We start from the raw sequence: 17,675 nt of genomic DNA, 5'->3' as shown, positions 1-17,675 counted from the left end.
CCGAGGGACGGTTCACGGGGAGTCGACATGACGCGGGGCGAACGGGTCGGCGGGCGCTACCGGTTGGTGGCGCTCCTCGGCCGCGGTGGCATGGGCGAGGTCCACGAGGCCGAGGACCTGGAGCTCGGGCGCCGCGTCGCGGTGAAACTGCTGAACGCCGTCGGGGGGATGGAACCCGACGGCGAGGCGATGGAGCGCTTCCGGCGCGAGGCCCGCGCCATGGCGCGGATCGAGCACCCCGGCGTCGTCACGCTGTACGACTCCGGGCTGCACAAGGGCACCGCCTACCTGGTGATGCAGGTCCTCGACGGACGCAACCTCGCCCACCTCGTGGCCGGCAGCGGCGCGTTACCCGTCGCCGCGGCGTCCTGGATCGCCCACGGCATGGCCAGGGCCCTCGCCGTCGCGCACCAGTCGGGCGTGCTGCACCGCGACATCAAGCCCTCGAACGTCATCCTCACCCGCGACGGCCGCGTCGTCCTGCACGACTTCGGTCTGGCCCGGCTGGCGGGGGAGCGCGCCATCACGGCCGCCGGCGTGGTGCTCGGCTCCCCGCAGTTCATGGCGCCGGAGGCGATCAAGGGCGGCCTCGCGAAGGCGTCGGCCGATCTGTACGGCCTCGGCGCCTGCCTGTACTTCATGCTCACGGGTGAGAGCCCGCTCGGCTCCGTGGTGGACGTCGGAGCCGTCGTCGAGCGGGCCCTGGGGCCCGGTGTGCCCCGCCTGTCGGGACGGGCGGACGGACCGCCCGGCGAACTGGCCGCGCTGGTCGACCGGTTGTGCGCGCAGGACCCCGCGGAGCGGCCCCAGGAGGCGGCCGAGGTGGCGGAGGCGCTGGAGGCGTTCGCCGCCGGGGGGCAGGAGTACGTGACCGACCGGCTCACCGCCCTCCAGCGCGACCACGCCGTCCGGGCCGCGCAGGGCGTACGGCTGACCAAGGGACCCGAGTACGCCTGGGACGAGGTCGCCGTGCCAGGACCGCGCGGCGAGGACCCCGCACCGGTCAAGCGGCGCCCCGCGCACGCACGCGGCGGCGAGACCCCGACGCTCAGCGACCACACCCGGCGCATGGTGCTCGGCAGCATGTCCCGGGAGACCGCCCTGTCCCGGCAGCGCGAGGCCGTCAACCTCGTCCAGCGCGGTGAACTGGAGGCGGCCGCACGGATGTTGGCGGCCGTCGTGCCGGTGTGCGTCGCCCGCCTCGGACCCGACCATCCGACCACATTGACGAGCCAGTACTGGCAAGCTGTCTGTCTGGCCAGGCTGGACGCGGGGCGCGAGGCCCTCGAACTGCTGGCCCGGGTGAACAGGTACGTCGACCGGCGCAGAGGAGCGGCAAGTGACTGACGTCTTCGTGCAGGTGACCCCGGACGGCCGGGACGCGGACAGCGAGGACGCGCTGCGGTCCCTGCGGCGCTGGCTGCACGAGGACGAGACGCTCACCGGAGCGGTCCGCGCCGAGGTCGCCGCCACCGAGCCGCCGGTCGCCGGGCACATGGGGGCGTCCGGCTTCGACATCCTCCAACTCGCCCTCGGCAGCGGCCTGTCCACGGCCGCGCTCGCCGTCTCCGTGCTCCAGTGGCAGCTCGCCCGGCACCGCCCGCCCGCGCTCGTCCTAAGCAAGGGCGCGCTCAAGGTGGAGGTCACCCCGGAGGGAGCCAGGGACGCGGAGACGCTGCGCCGGGTCGTGGAACTGCTCGACCGGCAGCCGGCGCCGACCGGGCCCGGAGGCAGAGCGGCGGACGGGGAGAGCGATGGCGGCGCTGCCTGACCCGGGCCAGTCGCGCGCCGTCCTCATCGGCACCGCCTCGTACCGGCACCTGGACCAGCTGCCCGCGGTCGGCACGAACCTGGTGGACCTCGCCGCCGAACTCGGCGACGCGACCGTCTGGGGCCTGCCGGACCGGCACTGCACCGTCGTCGCCGACCCGCTGAGCGCGCCCGCGATGCTCGACCCCGTGCACCAAGCGGGCAACGAGGCCACCGACACCCTGATCGTCTACTACTCGGGGCACGGCATGCGGGACGCCGAGTCGAGCGACCTGTACCTGGCCCTGGGCGACTCCCGCGACAACCGCGGCTACACCGCCGTCGCCTACCAGCACCTGCGCGCGAGCCTGCGCGCCGCCCGGGCCCGCCGCAAGATCGTCATCCTCGACTGCTGCTTCAGCGGCCGGGCCGCCCGGGCCCTCGGCGGCGACGAGGTGCTCGCCGCGCAGGCCGCGGTCGACGGCGCGTACGTCCTGACGTCGTCACCGCGCGACCGTGTGGCCCTCGCCCCGGACGGCGAGCGGCACACCGCGTTCACCGGCGAACTGCTCGGCATCCTGCGCGACGGCATCCCCGGCGGACCCGAGCTCATCGACCTGGAGACCCTCTACCGCGCCCTCGACGAGCGGCTGCGCGCCAAGAACCGGCCGCTGCCGCAGCGCTCCCAGGAGAACGGCGTCGGCCGGCTCGCGGTGGCCCGCAACCGCGCCAGGGCCGCCCCCAGCGCCCTCGCCGGACCGGTCCTCGCCGCCGACGTGCAGGCCGCCATGGTCGCCACCGGACTCAACCTCGCCCGGCTGCTGCGCGCCGAGGGCACCATCAAGGACGCCCTGCCCGTGCTGCGCCTCGCCCTGGAGGAGCAGAGCACCGAAGGTCCCGGCGAACTCCTCGCCGTACAGCTGGAGTTGTCCGAACTCCTCGCCGAGACCGGACAGAACAAGGAAGCCATCGAGGTGCTGGAGTCCGCCTTCCAGCGGGTCCACAAGGTGTACGGGCCCGAGGCGGTCCTCGTCTGCCGTCGGCTCGCCGAGCTGCTGCAGGAGTCCGGCAACCACATCGAGGCCTGCGAGGTCCTCAAGCACGCCCTGGACATCGCCGAACGCGACGCGACGCCCGCCGTCTGACCGGACCGGGGCACCGACGCACGACGGGTGCGACTCAGCCGCCGAACTCCTCCAGGCCCTTCAGCGCCGAGTCGAGCAGCGCCTGCCGGCCGTCGAGCTCCTTCTGGAGCTTGTCCGCCTTCGCGTTGTTGCCCTGCGCACGGGCCTGCTCGATCTGGCCCCTGAGCTTGTCGACCGCGGCCTGCAGCTGACCGGTCAGACCCGCGGCACGCGCGCGTGCCTCCGGGTTCGTCCGGCGCCACTCGGCCTCCTCGGACTCCTGGATGGCACGCTCCACCGCGTGCATCCGGCCCTCGACCTTCGGACGGGCGTCGCGCGGGACGTGGCCGATGGCCTCCCACCGCTCGTTGATCGAACGGAACGCGGCGCGCGCCGACTTCAGGTCACCGACCGGCAGGAGCTTCTCCGCCTCGGCGGCCAGCTCCTCCTTGAGCTTGAGGTTCTCGCCCTGCTCGGCGTCACGCTCCGCGAAGACCGAGCTGCGCGCCGCGAAGAACACGTCCTGGGCGCCGCGGAAGCGGTTCCACAGATCGTCCTCGTGCTCGCGCTGCGCCCGGCCCGCCGCCTTCCAGTCCGCCATCAGCTCGCGGTACCGGGCCGCCGTGGCACCCCAGTCCTGCGAGTTCGACAGCGCCTCGGCCTCGGAGACCAGCTTCTCCTTGGCCTTGCGGGCCTCCTCGCGCTGCGCGTCGAGCGACGCGAAGTGGGCCTTGCGGCGCTTCGAGAACGCCGAGCGGGCGTGCGAGAAGCGGTGCCACAGCTCGTCGTCCGACTTGCGGTCCAGACGCGGCAGGCCCTTCCAGGTGTCGACCAGGGCGCGCAGCCGCTCGCCGGCCGCCCGCCACTGCTCGGACTGGGCCAGCTCCTCGGCCTCGGTGACCAGCGCCTCCTTGGCGTGCCGCGCCTCGTCGGACTGCTTGGCCTTCTGGACCTTGCGCTCCTCGCGACGCGACTCGACGGACTCGACGAGCTTGTCGAGCCGCGCGCCGAGGGCGGCCAGGTCACCGATCGCGTGCGCGTCCGTGACCTGCTCCCGCAGGTGCTCGATCGCGGTCGTCGCGTCCTTGGCCGACAGGTCGGTCGTCTGCACCCGGCGCTCGAGGAGCCCGATCTCGACAACCAGACCGTCGTACTTGCGCTTGAAGTAGGCAAGGGCCTCGTCAGGGGATCCTGCCTGCCACGAACCGACCACTCGCTCGCTGCCGTCGGCCGAACGCACGTACACGGTCCCCGTCTCGTCGACGCGGCCCCACGGGTCGCTGCTCACAGCGCCTCCTCCACATGATGCCTGCGGCGGACTCGTGGGTCCCCGGGCATCGTCCACAGTTTCGTCACGGCCAACATAGGCGACCGGCGGGGATGCTGTCCGCATCCCGCGCGACCGAAATTTGGCAGCTGGCAGGTCAGTTCTTGGTCACCGTCGCGGTGGTGACGGTGACGCCCTTCTTGGGGGCGCCGTCGCTCGGGCTCTGGCCGCCCGCGGCGACACCGGACTTCGCGACGTCCTTGACGGCCTTGAGCCCGGCGTCGTCCATCGTGCCGAACGGCGTGTAGGACGGCGGCAGCTTGCTGTCCTTGTAGACCAGGAAGAACTGGCTGCCGCCGGTGTGCGGCTGTCCCGTGTTCGCCATCGCCACCGTGCCCGCAGGGTACGTGACCGCGCCGTCCTTGCCGGCCTTGCCGAGCCCCTTCAGGTTCTCGTCCGGGATCGTGTAGCCGGGGCCGCCCGCGCCGGTGCCCTCCGGGTCGCCGCACTGGAGGACGAAGATGCCCTCGGTGGTGAGCCGGTGGCACTTCGTCTTGTCGAAGAAGCCCTTGTCGGCGAGGTACTTGAACGAGTTGACGGTGTGCGGCGTCTTGGCCGCGTCCATGGCGATGCCCACGTCACCGCGGTTCGTCTTGAGCGTGAAGGTGTACTTCGCCTTCTTGTCCACGGCCATCTTCGGCTCGGACTTCTCGGTCGACGAAGGACTCGGGCTCGCCTCCGAGCCGGCCGTGTCCTTCTTGTCGTCGCTCTTGAAAGCGCCTGCGGCGTACGCGGCGCCCGAACCGAGGACGGCCACCGCGAGTACGGAGGCGATCACGATGTTGCGGGTACGCGCCTTGCGTCGGGCGGACTCGCGCCGCTGCTGCTGGCGCAGGAACTTCTCCCGGGCGAGCTGACGCTGCCGCTGATCCTTGCTGACCACCGGGTGTTCTCCTCGTACGTCTCGTGACCTTGTCGGGGCCTCCTGATTGTGCCCCGTACCGTATATGGGTTCGCTGTGGAATCGGCAGCGCCGGTAGGCTCTGATCTGCCGCATTCCGTTGTGACGACGACATACGAAGGACGATCGTGCTGATTGCCGGGTTCCCCGCCGGGGCCTGGGGCACCAACTGTTACCTGGTTGCCCCCGCCGCGGGTGAGGAGTGCGTGATCATCGACCCGGGCCACCAGGCCGCCCAGGGAGTCGAGGACGCGCTCAAGAAGCACCGGCTCAAGCCGGCCGCGGTCATCCTCACGCACGGGCACATCGACCACGTCGCCTCGGTCGTCCCGGTGTGCGGGGCGCACGACGTGCCGGCGTGGATCCACCCCTCCGACCGCTACATGATGAGCGACCCGGAGAAGGCGCTCGGCCGCTCCATCGGCATGCCGCTGATGGGCGAGCTGACCGTGGGGGAGCCCGACGACGTGCGGGAGCTGTCCGACGGCGCACGGCTGAAGCTGGCCGGGCTCGACTTCTCCGTCGCCCATGCGCCCGGCCATACCAAGGGGTCGGTGGCCTTCCAGATGCCCGAGACCGCGGAGGTCCCCTCCGTGTTCTTCGCGGGCGATCTGCTCTTCGCCGGCTCCATCGGACGCACCGACCTTCCCGGTGGCTCCATGGACGACATGCTCGAATCGCTGGCCCGCGTGTGCCTGCCGCTCGACGACTCGACCGTGGTGCTCTCCGGACACGGCTCCCAGACGACCATCGGCCAGGAGCGCGCCACCAATCCGTACCTGCGGCAGGTGGCCGCCGGCCAGGGACCCTCGACCGAGGCTCCCCGACGAGGAATGTGACGAGAAACTTCCCGTGAGTACCTTCCAGGCCCCCAAGGGCACCTACGACCTGCTGCCGCCGGACTCCGCGAAGTACCTCGCGGTGCGCGACGCGATCTCCACACCGCTGCGCAACTCCGGGTACGGCTACATCGAGACGCCCGGCTTCGAGAACGTCGAGCTGTTCGCCCGCGGTGTCGGCGAGTCCACCGACATCGTCACCAAGGAGATGTACGCCTTCGAGACGAAGGGCGGCGACAGGCTCGCTCTGCGCCCCGAGGGCACGGCGTCCGTGCTGCGCGCCGCACTGGAGGCCAACCTCCACAAGGCGGGCAACCTCCCGGTCAAGCTCTGGTACTCGGGCTCGTACTACCGCTACGAGCGCCCGCAGAAGGGCCGCTACCGCCACTTCTCCCAGGTCGGCGCCGAGGCGATCGGTGCCGAGGACCCGGCCCTGGACGCCGAGCTGATCATCCTGGCCGACCAGGCGTACCGCTCGCTCGGCCTGCGAGACTTCCGCATCCTGCTGAACTCGCTGGGCGACAAGGAGTGCCGTCCCGTCTACCGAGCCGCCCTCCAGGACTTCCTGCGCGGTCTCGACCTCGACGAGGAGACGCTGCGCCGCGCGGACATCAACCCGCTGCGCGTCCTCGACGACAAGCGGCCCGACGTCCAGAAGCAGCTCGTCGGCGCGCCCTCGCTGCGCGACTACCTGTGCGACGCGTGCAAGGCGTACCACGAGCAGGTGCGCGAGCTGCTCGTGGCCGAGGGCGTCGCCTTCGAGGACGACGAGAAGCTCGTCCGCGGCCTCGACTACTACACGCGCACGACGTTCGAGTTCGTCCACGACGGTCTCGGCTCGCAGTCCGCGGTGGGCGGCGGCGGCCGCTACGACGGGCTGTCCGAGATGATCGGCGGCCCCTCGCTGCCGTCCGTCGGCTGGGCGCTCGGCGTGGACCGCACGGTCCTGGCCCTGGAGGCGGAGGGCGTGGAGCTCCGACTCCCGTCCACCACCAGCGTGTTCGCGGTGCCGCTCGGGGACGAGGCGCGGCGCGTGCTGTTCTCCAAGGTGACCGAGCTGCGCCGGGCCGGGATCTCCGCGGACTTCTCGTTCGGCGGCAAGGGCCTCAAGGGCGCGATGAAGAACGCCAACCGCAGCGGGGCGCGCTTCACGCTCGTCGCGGGCGAGCGGGACCTCGCCGAGGGCGTCGTACAGCTCAAGGACATGGAGTCCGGCGAGCAGGAAGCCGTCGCGGTGGACGAGGTCGTCGCCACGCTGAAGGCCAAGCTGTCCTAGGCCACGGGACCCGGTGAGGGGCCGCATCGGCCGGCCCCTCACCGGGTCCGCGCACATCGAGCGTTCCGGGGCCCGCGCCCGTACATCCTTATGTGCATCGAACGGTGGACAGGCGCCCGTGTACGGCAGAATGGCCGTGCCCGCAGGCCACACCATTCACTCACTCACAGACGGATCGGCGTGATGAGCAGGACGACCACAGCAAGCGACAGCGTCTCCCACACGGCCGACGACGGGGACGCCCCGCGCTCCGTAGGAGGCAGCCGCGCCTTCGCGCTGCTCCTGGTGATCACCGGAGCGGCCGGGGTGCTCGCCTCCTGGGTCATCACGCTCGACAAGTTCAAGCTGCTCGAGGACCCGAACTTCACGCCGGGCTGCTCCATCAACCCGGTCATCTCCTGCGGCAGCATCATGAAGAGCGACCAGGCCGCGGTCTTCGGCTTCCCGAACCCGATGCTCGGCCTCGTCACCTACGGCATCGTGATCTGCGTCGGCATGAGCCTGCTGACGGGGGCCCGCTTCCCGCGCTGGTACTGGCTGACGTTCAACGCGGGCACGCTGTTCGGCGTCGGATTCGTCACCTGGCTGCAGTTCCAGTCCCTGTACCGGATCAACGCGCTGTGCCTGTGGTGCTGCCTGGCCTGGGTCGCCACGATCCTCATGTTCTGGTACGTCACGTCGTCGAACGTCCGCAGCGGCTTCCTGCCGGCGCCGCGCTGGCTCAAGACGTTCTTCGAGGACTTCACCTGGGCGCTGCCGGTCGTGCACGTCGGCATCATCGCCGTGCTGATCTTCACGCGCTGGGGCTCCCAGCTCTGGGCCTGACCGGCGGGCGCGGCGTTGGCACTGCCGTGACTTAGGGTTTTGACCGTGGAACCCGACCTCTTCACCGCCGCAGCCGAAGACCGCCAGGAGAAGGACCCCTCAGCGAGCCCCCTGGCCGTCCGGATGCGCCCCCGCACCCTCGACGAAGTCGTCGGCCAGCAGCACCTGCTCAAGCCGGGTTCGCCGCTGCGCCGCCTGGTCGGGGAGGGTGACGGGGGACCGGCGGGCGCCTCGTCCGTGATCCTGTGGGGACCGCCGGGCATCGGCAAGACGACCCTCGCGTACGTCGTCTCCAAGGCGACGAACAAGCGGTTCGTGGAGCTGTCCGCGATCACCGCGGGCGTCAAGGAGGTCCGGGCCGTCATCGAGGGCGCCCGGCGCGCGCTCGGCGGCCACGGCAAGGACACCGTCCTCTTCCTCGACGAGATCCACCGCTTCAGCAAGGCCCAGCAGGACTCGCTGCTGCCCGCCGTGGAGAACCGCTGGGTGACGCTGATCGCGGCGACCACGGAGAACCCGTACTTCTCGGTGATCTCCCCGCTCCTGTCCCGCTCCCTGCTCCTCACCCTGGAGCCGCTGACCGACGACGACCTGCGCGGACTGCTCCAGCGGGCCCTGACGGAGGAGCGCGGGCTCGGCGGCGCGGTGACGCTGGCCGAGGACGCGGAGGAGCACCTGCTGCGCGTGGCCGGTGGTGACGCCCGGCGCGCGCTCACCGCCCTGGAGGCCGCGGCCGGCGCCGCCCTGGCCAAGGACGAGAAGGCCATCACCCTCGAAAGCGTCGAGGAGACGGTCAACCGCGCGGCGGTGAAGTACGACCGGGACGGCGACCAGCACTACGACGTCGCCAGCGCCCTCATCAAGTCCATCCGCGGCTCCGACGTGGACGCGGCGCTGCACTATCTGGCCCGGATGATCGAGGCGGGCGAGGACCCGCGCTTCATCGCCCGGCGCCTGATGATCTCGGCCAGCGAGGACATCGGCCTCGCCGACCCCACGGCCCTGCCCACGGCGGTCGCCGCCGCCCAGGCCGTCGCCATGATCGGCTTCCCGGAGGCGGCCCTCACGCTGAGCCACGCCACGATCGCCCTGGCCCTGGCCCCGAAGTCGAACGCGGCGACGACGGCGATCGGCGCCGCCATGGAGGACGTGCGCAAGGGCCTGGCCGGCCCGGTGCCGCCGCACCTGCGCGACGGGCACTACAAGGGAGCGGCCAAGCTCGGGCACGCGCAGGGGTACGTGTACCCGCACGACGTGCCGGGCGGGATCGCCGCCCAGCAGTACGCGCCCGACGCCATCGCCGGCCGCGCGTACTACCAGCCCACGCGGTACGGGGCGGAGGCCCGGTACGCGGACGTGGTGGAGCGGGTCCGGGAGAGGCTGCGCGGCGAATCGGGCGGCTGAGCGGGAGCCCTCCGGGCGGGCGGGGCCGGGTGCGGGTGGTGGCCGGCCGGCCGCGCGGTTCCCCGCGCCCCTTCCGGGCGATCCGCTTAAGGTCGGCCGTATGCGCAGGTCAGTTCGGTGCGGGGCCATGGGGGCCTTGCTCGTCGTGTGTGCCGCCACCGCCTGTACGCCGCCGCAGCTGGACCGGGCCGAGCACCGGACGAGCCCCACGGCCACTCCCCGGACCCTGGCGAGCAAGGGCTTCCCGCCCGACGCCGCCCAGGCCCGCACCCAGCTCGCCGGACTCACCGTCGCCTGGGGCAAGAACTGGGAGACGTACGAACGGAGCGAGTTCGGCGACGGCTGGAGCGACGACGTCGACGCCCCGGGCGGGCGCAACGGCTGCGACACCCGCGACGACGTCCTGCGCCGCGATCTGAAGGACCTGCGCGAGGGCGACAGGAACCCGTGCGTCGTCCTCTCCGGCACCCTGCACGACCCGTACACCGGCAAGGACCTGCCGTACTCCTACCGTCGCGCCTCCCAGATCCAGACCGACCACGTCGTCGCGCTCGGCGCGGCCTGGCGGGCCGGGGCCTGGGCCTGGACGCCGAAGGAGCGGCTCACGTACGCCAACGACCTGGACGTGCTCCTCGCCACCGACAAGACGGCGAACTACGAGAAGAGCAGCAAGACCCCCGACAAGTGGAAACCGCCGGACCACGGATACTGGTGCGCGTACGGGCGCCGCTGGACCGGGATCAAGCACAAGTACCGGCTCACGGTCACCGCCCCCGAGAAACTGGCCCTGCAGGACCTGCTGGCGACCTGCCCCGCCGAGATCCGGTAGACTCCCTCGAAGTGCTGTGTCCCGTGCCCGGTGTTCCGAAAGGAAGACCGAGCGTCACCAGAGCGGAACATTCAGCCGGATCCCCCGAACCGCAAGGCACAGGGGGTCCAGGAGCGTCGCGCACCTTCGAAGGTGTCGCGGGCAGCCCACCACCCCGGGTACGGCGGTCGGTGGGCCACTCGCGTGCTGCACGTATGTGCCCAGATCTGGGAGCGGCTGCCTGCCCGTCCGTACGGACGACGTGGGTTTCCCGGACTGCGGATGCGACCTCCCAAACCCTGGTGAAGCCGTATTCGCATCAGAAACATGAGGTGTTTGGTTCATGGCGAACCAGTCCCGCCCCAAGGTCAAGAAGTCGCGTGCCCTCGGCATCGCGCTGACCCCGAAGGCCGTCAAGTACTTCGAGGCCCGCCCCTACCCGCCGGGCGAGCACGGCCGCGGCCGCAAGCAGAACTCGGACTACAAGGTCCGTCTGCTCGAGAAGCAGCGTCTGCGCGCGCAGTACGACATCAGCGAGAAGCAGATGGCTCGTGCCTACGACCGCGCCAAGAAGGCCGAAGGCAAGACCGGCGAGGCCCTGGTCATCGAGCTGGAGCGTCGTCTCGACGCGCTGCTGCTGCGTTCGGGCATCGCCCGCACGATCTACCAGTCGCGCCAGATGGTCGTCCACGGCCACATCGAGGTCAACGGCCAGAAGGTCGACAAGCCCTCGTTCCGCGTCCGTCCCGACGACGTCGTGATGGTCCGCGAGCGCAGCCGCGAGAAGCCGCTGTTCCAGGTCGCGCGTGAGGGTGGCTTCGCCCCCGAGGGCGAGACCCCGCGTTACCTCCAGGTGAACCTGAAGGCCCTGGCCTTCCGCCTGGACCGGGACCCGAACCGCAAGGAGATCCCCGTGATCTGCGACGAGCAGCTCGTCGTCGAGTACTACGCCCGCTGACCGACCAGCGGACGTAGTCTCACCTGCGTTTCAGCCCGTCGTCTCCCCGCCCTTGCGGGTGGGGGAGGCGGCGGGTTCTCGCATGTCACGGCCCGGATCCGCGGGCCTGGCCGGGCGCGGCACCAACGGCGTCGTGCGCTTGCGGGAACTCCCGCCGAGCGCCCGGGCCACCGCCTCGTCGTGCCCCAACCGCTCGCCCGCACGCGCCAGTTCACCGAAGCGGGCATCGCCCAGATCCGACCTGGCCCGTGACTCGCACAGCTCGTGCGGCCCGTTGTAGTGGCTGGAGCCGAACAGCGGCAGACCGACCGACGGCCAGATCCGGGTCGCCGCGCCCTGCAGCACCGCCGCCTCCGGCGCGTCCCCCTCCACCGCCGTGACCAGGGCCAGCAGCTCCACCGCGAGCACCGTGCCGAGCAGGTCGTGGAACTCGTGACCGATGGCCAGGCACTCCTCCAGAAGCGCCCGCGCCCGCACCAGATCGCCCTGGTGCCACTCCGCGTAGGCCAGCACGTAGAGGGCGTACGCCCGCGTCCAGCGCTCCCCGTGGTCCTCGCACACCTGCCGGACGTCCTCGCACAGCGCCACGGCCTCCGTCAGATCGCCCTGGAACGCCACCGCCATCGCCAGCTCGACCTGCCCCATCAGGACGTTGCTGTTCAGCTCGCCGATCTCCCGGTAGCTCGACAGCGCCGCCCGCAGCAGCTGCTCCGCCCGCGCCAGGTCGTCCGTGACCAGGGCCAGACAACCCGTGCGGTGCACCGCGTACGCGCGGGCCGTCGCGCTGCCCGTGCGCTCCGCCTCGTCGTGGCACTCGTGCAGCGCCGCCAGGGCGGGCACCGTGTCGCCCTGCAGGATCGCCACGTAGCCGAGCACCCACAGCGCCTTCAGCCGGGACTCGCCGTACTCGGTGTGACCGGTGTGCTCCGTGTGTTCAGTGTGTTGAGTGGGCTCGGCGTGCTCGGCCGGGTGCGCCGGATCGCTGTCCAGCTCGACCGCCCGCTCCAGCCAGTGCCGTCCCTCGGTGAGCCGGCCGCAGCCCGCCCAGTAGAACCACAGCGTGCCCGCCAGATACTGGCCCAGGTGCGTCTCGCCGGGCTCGGTGAGGCAGAACTCCAGGGCCGCCCGCAGATTCGGCAGCTCCGCCTCGATCCGGGCCGCCACCTCGGACTGCCGCGGCGAGAACCAGTCCAGCTCGCACCAGGTCGCCAGGCCCATGTACCAGTCGCGGTGCCTGCGCCGCATCCGCGCGCCGTCCCCGATGCCGTCCAGCCACTCGGCGCCGTACGCCCGGACTGTGTCCAGCATCCGGTAGCGCACCCCGGTCGCCGACTCCTCGCGGGTCACCACCGACTGGGCCAGCAGTTCGTGCAGCACGTCAAGGACCGCGTCCGCGTGCACCCCGTCACCGCTGCAGATGTACTCGGCCGCCTCCAGGTCGAACGGACCGGAGAACACCGAGAGCCGCGCCCACAGCAGCCGCTCCTGCGCCGTGCACAGCTCGTGGCTCCAGCCGATCGCCGTCCGCAGGGTCTGGTGCCGCGGCAGGGCGTCCCGGCCACCGCCCGTCAGCAGCCGGAACCGGTCGTCGAGGCGCTCCGTCAGCTGCGCGGGCGACAGGGCCCGCAGCCGCCCCGCCGCCAGCTCCACCGCCAGCGGCAGACAGTCCAGGCGCCGGCACACCTCCAGCACGTCGACGAGGTGGCCGTGCAGGCTGAACCCGGGCAGCAGCGCCGACGCGCGGTCCGCGAAGAGCTCCGCCGCGTCCGCCGCCGCCAGCGGCGAGAGCGGGAACAGCCGCTCGCCGTCCAGCGCCAGCGGCCGGCGCCCCACCGCGATCACCCGCAGACCCGGCGCCGCGCGCAGCAGGTCCCGGACCAGCGAGGCGCAGGCGTCGACGAGGTGCTCGAACCCGTCTACCACGAGCACGAGTTGGCGCTCCGCGAGATGCTCGACCAGCACCTGGCGGGGCGGCCGGGTCGTGTGATCGGTCAGGCCCAGCGACTCGGCCAGCGCGTACTCGACGAGCTCCGCCCGGCGGACCGCGGCGAGCTCCACCCGCCACACCCCGTCCCGGCGCACCGCCTTGGGGGCGCGGGCCGCGGCGTGCGCGGCGAACCGGGACTTGCCGACGCCGCCGACGCCGGTCACCGTGACCAGCCGCGCGGTCACCAGATCCCGGTGCAGCGCCGCCAGTTCGGCGGCCCGGCCGACGAAGCGGTTCAGCTCGTGAGGGAGGTTCCCCGGGCGCGGGGGAGCGGTCGGGAGGTCGTCGGGGCGCGGAGAGCGTCGCATGGGATACGGAGCGTACTCATCCGTACGCAGTCCGTACAATCGCTCCGGTCGAACCGCTCCCGCGCACGGTCGGAATGCGGTAAGAAGCGCGGGGCCGGGCGCGATAGGCTCGGGGGACGACTTTTCGATGTTTCAGCGGTGACTCGTACCACGCAGCAAACACGCAGCGAACGCGCAACAAACAGGGAGCGGTGCCAAGTGTCCGGTGGAGAGGTGGCCGGGATCCTGGTGGCTGTCTTCTGGGCGATTCTGGTCTCCTTCCTCGCGGTGGCACTCGTGAGGCTGGCCCAGACGCTCAGGGCGACCACCAAGCTGGTCGCGGACGTGACCGAGCAGGCCGTCCCGTTGCTGGCCGACGCCTCCGCCGCGGTGCGCTCGGCGCAGACCCAGATCGACCGGGTCGACGCCATCGCCTCCGACGTGCAGGAAGTCACGTCGAACGCGTCGGCGCTCTCCTCCACCGTGGCCTCCACCTTCGGCGGCCCGCTGGTCAAGGTGGCCGCGTTCGGCTACGGGGTGCGCCGGGCCATCGGCGGCCGCGGCAAGGACGTGCCCGCCAAGCAGACCCGTCGTACCGTGATCGTGGGCCGCACGGTCCCGGAATCGCGCCGCGCCAAGCGGGCCAACCGGAATAAGAGGGACTGACCGAGCGATGTTCCGCCGTACGTTCTGGTTCACCGCGGGCGCCGCCGCCGGCGTGTGGGCCACCACCAAGGTCAACCGCAAGCTCAAGCAGCTGACTCCGGAGAGCCTCGCCGCGCAGGCCGCCAACAAGGCGGTCGAAGCGGGCCACCGACTCAAGGACTTCGCCCTCGACGTCCGCGACAACATGGCCGAGCGCGAGGCCCAACTCGGCGACGCGCTGGGTCTCAACGAACCGGTGGACGCCGAACTGCCCGCGCAGCGCCGCTTCGCGGTCATCGAGAACGCCTTCGAAGCCAAGCAACCCAAGTACCTCGAGAACACGCAGTACTCGATCGACAACCGGAATGAGGACCACTGATGGAGTCGGCTGAAATCCGCCGCCGCTGGCTGAGCTTCTTCGAGGAGCGTGGCCACAAGGTCGTGCCCTCGGCGTCGCTCATCGCGGACGACCCGACTCTGCTGCTCGTCCCCGCCGGCATGGTCCCCTTCAAGCCCTACTTCCTGGGCGAGGTCAAGCCGCCCGCGCCGCGCGCCACCTCCGTGCAGAAGTGCGTGCGCACGCCGGACATCGAAGAGGTCGGCAAGACCACCCGCCACGGCACGTTCTTCCAGATGTGCGGCAACTTCTCCTTCGGCGACTACTTCAAGGAAGGCGCCATCAAGTACGCCTGGGAGCTGCTCACCAGCCCCCAGGACAAGGGCGGTTACGGCCTGGAGCCGGAGAAGCTCTGGATCACCGTCTACCTCGACGACGACGAGGCCGAGCGCATCTGGCACGAGGTCGTCGGCGTGCCGAAGGAGCGCATCCAGCGCCTGGGCAAGAAGGACAACTTCTGGTCCATGGGCGTCCCGGGACCGTGCGGCCCGTGCTCCGAGATCAACTACGACCGTGGTCCCGAGTTCGGCGAAGAGGGCGGCCCGGCGGTCAACGACGAGCGCTACGTGGAGATCTGGAACCTGGTCTTCATGCAGTACGAGCGGGGCGCCGGCACCGGCAAGGACGACTTCGAGATCCTCGGCGACCTGCCCTCGCAGAACATCGACACGGGCCTCGGCCTCGAGCGCCTCGCGATGATCCTGCAGGGCGTGCAGAACATGTACGAGACGGACACCCTCCGTGTCGTCATCGACAAGGCCACCGAGCTGACCGGTGTCGCCTACGGCGCCAAGCACGAGTCGGACGTCTCGCTGCGCGTCGTCGCCGACCACATGCGCACCTCCACGATGCTCATCGGCGACGGCGTCACGCCGGGCAACGAGGGCCGTGGCTACGTGCTGCGCCGCATCATGCGCCGCGCCATCCGCAACATGCGCATCCTCGGCGCCACCGGCCCGGTCGTGCAGGACCTGCTGGACGTCGTCATCAACACGATGGGCGAGCAGTACCCGGAGCTGATCACCGACCGCAAGCGCATCGAGCAGGTCGCGCTCGCCGAGGAGGCCGCGTTCCTCAAGGCCCTCAAGGGCGGCACGAACATCCTGGACACCGCCGTCACCGAGACCAAGGCCGCCGGCAAGACGGTCCTGGCCGGCGACAAGGCGTTCCTGCTCCACGACACGTGGGGCTTCCCGATCGACCTCACCCTCGAGATGGCCGCCGAGCAGGGCCTGTCCGTGGACGAGGACGGCTTCCGCCGCCTGATGAAGGAGCAGCGGGAGCGCGCCAAGGCGGACGCCCAGGCCAAGAAGACCGGCCACGCCAACGTCGGCGCCTACCGCGAGATCGCGGACGCCGCCGGTGCGACCGACTTCATCGGCTACTCGTCGACCGAGGGCGAGTCGACCGTCGTCGGCCTGCTGGTGAACGGCGTCTCGTCGCCGGCCGCCACCGAGGGCGACGAGGTCGAGGTCGTCCTCGACCGCACCCCCTTCTACGCGGAGGGCGGCGGCCAGATCGGCGACACCGGCCGCATCAAGCTGGACAACGGCGCGATCGTCGAGGTCCGCGACTGCCAGAAGCCCGTCCCCGGCGTGTACGTCCACAAGGGCGTCGTGCAGGTCGGCGAGGTGACCGTCGGCGCCCCGGCGCAGGCGATCATCGACGTGACGCGCCGCCGGGCCATCGCCCGCGCGCACTCCGCCACGCACCTCACGCACCAGGCGCTGCGCGACGCGCTCGGCCCGACCGCCGCGCAGGCCGGTTCGGAGAACCAGCCGGGCCGCTTCCGCTTCGACTTCGGTTCGCCGTCCGCCGTGCCCACGGCCGTGATGACGGACGTCGAGCAGAAGATCAACGAGGTCCTGGCGCGCGAGCTCGACGTGCAGGCAGAGGTCATGTCGATCGACGACGCCAAGAAGCAGGGCGCCATCGCCGAGTTCGGCGAGAAGTACGGCGAGCGCGTCCGCGTCGTCACGATCGGCGACTTCTCCAAGGAGCTGTGCGGCGGCACGCACGTGCACAACACCGCGCAGCTCGGCCTGGTGAAGCTGCTCGGCGAATCGTCGATCGGCTCCGGCGTGCGCCGCATCGAGGCCCTCGTCGGAGTCGACGCGTACAACTTCCTCGCCAAGGAGCACACCGTCGTCGCCCAGCTCCAGGAGTTGGTCAAGGGCCGTGCCGACGAGCTGCCGGAGAAGATCTCGGCGATGCTCGGCAAGCTCAAGGACGCCGAGAAGGAGATCGAGAAGTTCCGCGCGGAGAAGGTCCTCCAGGCCGCCGCCGGTCTCGCCGCCGGCGCCAAGGACGTCCGCGGTGTCGCCCTGGTCACCGGCCAGGTCCCGGACGGCACCTCCGCCGACGACCTGCGCAAGCTCGTCCTCGACGTCCGCGGCCGCATCCAGGGCGGCCGCCCCGCCGTGGTCGCGCTGTTCACGACGGTCAACGGCAAGCCGCTCACGGTCATCGCCACGAACGACGTCGCCCGCGACCGCGGCCTCAAGGCCGGCGACCTGGTCCGCACGGCCGCCAAGACCCTCGGCGGCGGTGGCGGCGGCAAGCCCGACGTCGCGCAGGGCGGCGGCCAGAACCCGGCCGCCATCGGCGACGCCGTCGAGGCCGTCGAGCGCCTGGTCTCGGAGACGGCCAACTGATGCGCAGAGGCCGCCGGCTGGCGATCGACGTGGGGGACGCCCGGATCGGGGTCGCGTCCTGCGACCCCGACGGGATCCTCGCCACCCCGGTGGAGACGGTCCCGGGACGCGACGTCCCGGCCGCCCACCGGCGGTTGAAGCAGCTCGTCGAGGAGTACGAGCCGATCGAAGTGGTCGTCGGACTCCCTCGCTCCCTCAAGGGGGGCGAGGGCCCGGCGGCCGTCAAGGTCCGCGGCTTCGCCCAGGAACTGGCACGCGGCATCGCACCCGTTCCGGTGAGGCTCCTCGACGAGAGGATGACCACAGTGACGGCCAGTCAGGGCCTGCGCGCGTCGGGCGTGAAGTCCAAAAAGGGCCGGTCTGTCATCGATCAGGCGGCGGCCGTCATCATCCTCCAGCAGGCCCTGGAGTCCGAACGGGCGTCAGGCGAAGCTCCCGGCGAGGGCGTCGAAGTGGTCATCTGATCGCGATACGGTAACGTTCCGCGCGATCGG

16 protein-coding genes are annotated in these 17,675 nt (G+C 71.3%); 13 read left to right on the top strand and 3 right to left on the bottom strand.

The features are described from left to right. Window positions 1-27 precede the first annotated feature (27 nt). Genes RBJ77_RS55230 through RBJ77_RS55220 form a run of 3 tightly spaced genes read left to right on the top strand, consistent with a single transcriptional unit; the run spans window position 28 to window position 2,894 of the window. On the top strand, window positions 28-1,347 hold the full coding sequence (locus RBJ77_RS55230) for a protein kinase (protein ID WP_372351926.1): 1,320 nt from the start codon (window positions 28-30) through the stop codon (window positions 1,345-1,347). Continuing rightward, window positions 1,340-1,771, top strand: a complete 432-nt coding sequence (locus tag RBJ77_RS55225; RefSeq protein ID WP_372351925.1) for a hypothetical protein — start codon at window positions 1,340-1,342, stop codon at window positions 1,769-1,771. The genes RBJ77_RS55230 and RBJ77_RS55225 overlap by 8 nt, the downstream gene beginning before the upstream one ends. Continuing rightward, a complete protein-coding gene (locus RBJ77_RS55220) occupies window positions 1,755-2,894 on the top strand; it encodes a caspase family protein (RefSeq protein WP_372351924.1) in 1,140 nt (379 codons plus the stop codon). Before RBJ77_RS55225 ends, RBJ77_RS55220 begins: the two co-directional genes overlap by 17 nt. 34 nt (window positions 2,895-2,928) lie before the next feature. Here RBJ77_RS55220 and RBJ77_RS55215 read toward each other — a convergent pair whose 3' ends face one another. Continuing rightward, the gene (locus RBJ77_RS55215) at window positions 2,929-4,161 is read right to left on the bottom strand and encodes a DUF349 domain-containing protein (protein WP_372351923.1); all 1,233 of its coding nucleotides are present in this window, start codon (window positions 4,159-4,161) and stop codon (window positions 2,929-2,931) included. Between the two features lie 136 nt (window positions 4,162-4,297). Continuing rightward, window positions 4,298-5,083, bottom strand: coding sequence for a peptidylprolyl isomerase (locus tag RBJ77_RS55210; RefSeq protein ID WP_372351922.1), 786 nt, complete (start codon window positions 5,081-5,083; stop codon window positions 4,298-4,300). Window positions 5,084-5,229: 146 nt separating this feature from the next. On the opposite strand from RBJ77_RS55210, the gene RBJ77_RS55205 reads away from it, so the two are divergent. The 6 genes from RBJ77_RS55205 (at window position 5,230) to rpsD (ending at window position 11,211) form a co-directional block, all read left to right on the top strand. Beyond that, window positions 5,230-5,940 (top strand): MBL fold metallo-hydrolase, encoded by a 711-nt coding sequence (locus RBJ77_RS55205; protein WP_372351921.1) that lies wholly within the window; start codon window positions 5,230-5,232, stop codon window positions 5,938-5,940. Between the two features lie 13 nt (window positions 5,941-5,953). Continuing rightward, a complete protein-coding gene (gene hisS / locus RBJ77_RS55200; protein ID WP_372351920.1) occupies window positions 5,954-7,216 on the top strand; it encodes a histidine--tRNA ligase in 1,263 nt (420 codons plus the stop codon). Window positions 7,217-7,399: 183 nt separating this feature from the next. Beyond that, complete coding sequence (locus tag RBJ77_RS55195; RefSeq protein ID WP_255968387.1) at window positions 7,400-8,041, top strand: vitamin K epoxide reductase family protein; 642 nt, start codon at window positions 7,400-7,402, stop codon at window positions 8,039-8,041. 45 nt (window positions 8,042-8,086) lie between these two features. After that, on the top strand, window positions 8,087-9,445 hold the full coding sequence (locus tag RBJ77_RS55190) for a replication-associated recombination protein A (RefSeq protein ID WP_372351919.1): 1,359 nt from the start codon (window positions 8,087-8,089) through the stop codon (window positions 9,443-9,445). Window positions 9,446-9,572: 127 nt separating this feature from the next. After that, window positions 9,573-10,274: an HNH endonuclease family protein gene (locus RBJ77_RS55185; protein WP_372351918.1), complete on the top strand. Its 702-nt coding sequence runs from the start codon at window positions 9,573-9,575 to the stop codon at window positions 10,272-10,274. 322 nt (window positions 10,275-10,596) lie between these two features. Beyond that, window positions 10,597-11,211: a 30S ribosomal protein S4 gene (gene rpsD, locus RBJ77_RS55180; protein WP_018534860.1), complete on the top strand. Its 615-nt coding sequence runs from the start codon at window positions 10,597-10,599 to the stop codon at window positions 11,209-11,211. Window positions 11,212-11,241: 30 nt separating this feature from the next. Here the strand turns inward: rpsD and RBJ77_RS55175 are convergent, their stop codons facing one another. Next, window positions 11,242-13,506, bottom strand: coding sequence for a tetratricopeptide repeat protein (locus tag RBJ77_RS55175; protein WP_372351917.1), 2,265 nt, complete (start codon window positions 13,504-13,506; stop codon window positions 11,242-11,244). Window positions 13,507-13,704: 198 nt separating this feature from the next. Between RBJ77_RS55175 and RBJ77_RS55170 the strand changes: the two genes are divergently transcribed. From RBJ77_RS55170 to ruvX, 4 genes are read left to right on the top strand one after another with little or no spacing between them, the layout of a single operon-like run. Next, the gene (locus tag RBJ77_RS55170; RefSeq protein ID WP_255968377.1) at window positions 13,705-14,151 is read left to right on the top strand and encodes a DUF948 domain-containing protein; all 447 of its coding nucleotides are present in this window, start codon (window positions 13,705-13,707) and stop codon (window positions 14,149-14,151) included. 7 nt (window positions 14,152-14,158) lie between these two features. Beyond that, window positions 14,159-14,509 (top strand): DUF6167 family protein, encoded by a 351-nt coding sequence (locus tag RBJ77_RS55165; RefSeq protein ID WP_372351916.1) that lies wholly within the window; start codon window positions 14,159-14,161, stop codon window positions 14,507-14,509. After that, on the top strand, window positions 14,509-17,181 hold the full coding sequence (gene alaS / locus RBJ77_RS55160; protein WP_372351915.1) for an alanine--tRNA ligase: 2,673 nt from the start codon (window positions 14,509-14,511) through the stop codon (window positions 17,179-17,181). The genes RBJ77_RS55165 and alaS overlap by 1 nt, the downstream gene beginning before the upstream one ends. Continuing rightward, complete coding sequence (gene ruvX, locus RBJ77_RS55155) at window positions 17,181-17,645, top strand: Holliday junction resolvase RuvX (RefSeq protein ID WP_255968371.1); 465 nt, start codon at window positions 17,181-17,183, stop codon at window positions 17,643-17,645. Before alaS ends, ruvX begins: the two co-directional genes overlap by 1 nt. Window positions 17,646-17,675: the final 30 nt, after the last annotated feature.

The organism is Streptomyces sp. KL116D (assembly GCF_030766975.1).
GTDB classification, from domain to species: Bacteria; Actinomycetota; Actinomycetes; order Streptomycetales; family Streptomycetaceae; genus Streptomyces; species Streptomyces longispororuber_A.
The sequence above is the reverse complement of the archived record's forward strand: the minus strand, read 5'-3'. Positions and strand labels throughout refer to the sequence as shown.

What these genes read in the sequence shown, in the direction of transcription:
- RBJ77_RS55230 (WP_372351926.1), top strand. Translation starts at nt 28, where the DNA reads ATGACGCGGGGCGAACGGGTCGGCGGGCGCTACCGGTTGGTGGCGCTC.
- RBJ77_RS55220 (WP_372351924.1), top strand. Translation starts at nt 1,755, where the DNA reads ATGGCGGCGCTGCCTGACCCGGGCCAGTCGCGCGCCGTCCTCATCGGC.
- RBJ77_RS55195 (WP_255968387.1), top strand. Translation starts at nt 7,400, where the DNA reads ATGAGCAGGACGACCACAGCAAGCGACAGCGTCTCCCACACGGCCGAC.
- RBJ77_RS55185 (WP_372351918.1), top strand. Translation starts at nt 9,573, where the DNA reads ATGGGGGCCTTGCTCGTCGTGTGTGCCGCCACCGCCTGTACGCCGCCG.
- rpsD (WP_018534860.1), top strand. Translation starts at nt 10,597, where the DNA reads ATGGCGAACCAGTCCCGCCCCAAGGTCAAGAAGTCGCGTGCCCTCGGC.
- RBJ77_RS55175 (WP_372351917.1), bottom strand. Translation starts at nt 13,506, where the DNA reads ATGCGACGCTCTCCGCGCCCCGACGACCTCCCGACCGCTCCCCCGCGC.
- RBJ77_RS55165 (WP_372351916.1), top strand. Translation starts at nt 14,159, where the DNA reads ATGTTCCGCCGTACGTTCTGGTTCACCGCGGGCGCCGCCGCCGGCGTG.
- alaS (WP_372351915.1), top strand. Translation starts at nt 14,509, where the DNA reads ATGGAGTCGGCTGAAATCCGCCGCCGCTGGCTGAGCTTCTTCGAGGAG.
- ruvX (WP_255968371.1), top strand. Translation starts at nt 17,181, where the DNA reads ATGCGCAGAGGCCGCCGGCTGGCGATCGACGTGGGGGACGCCCGGATC.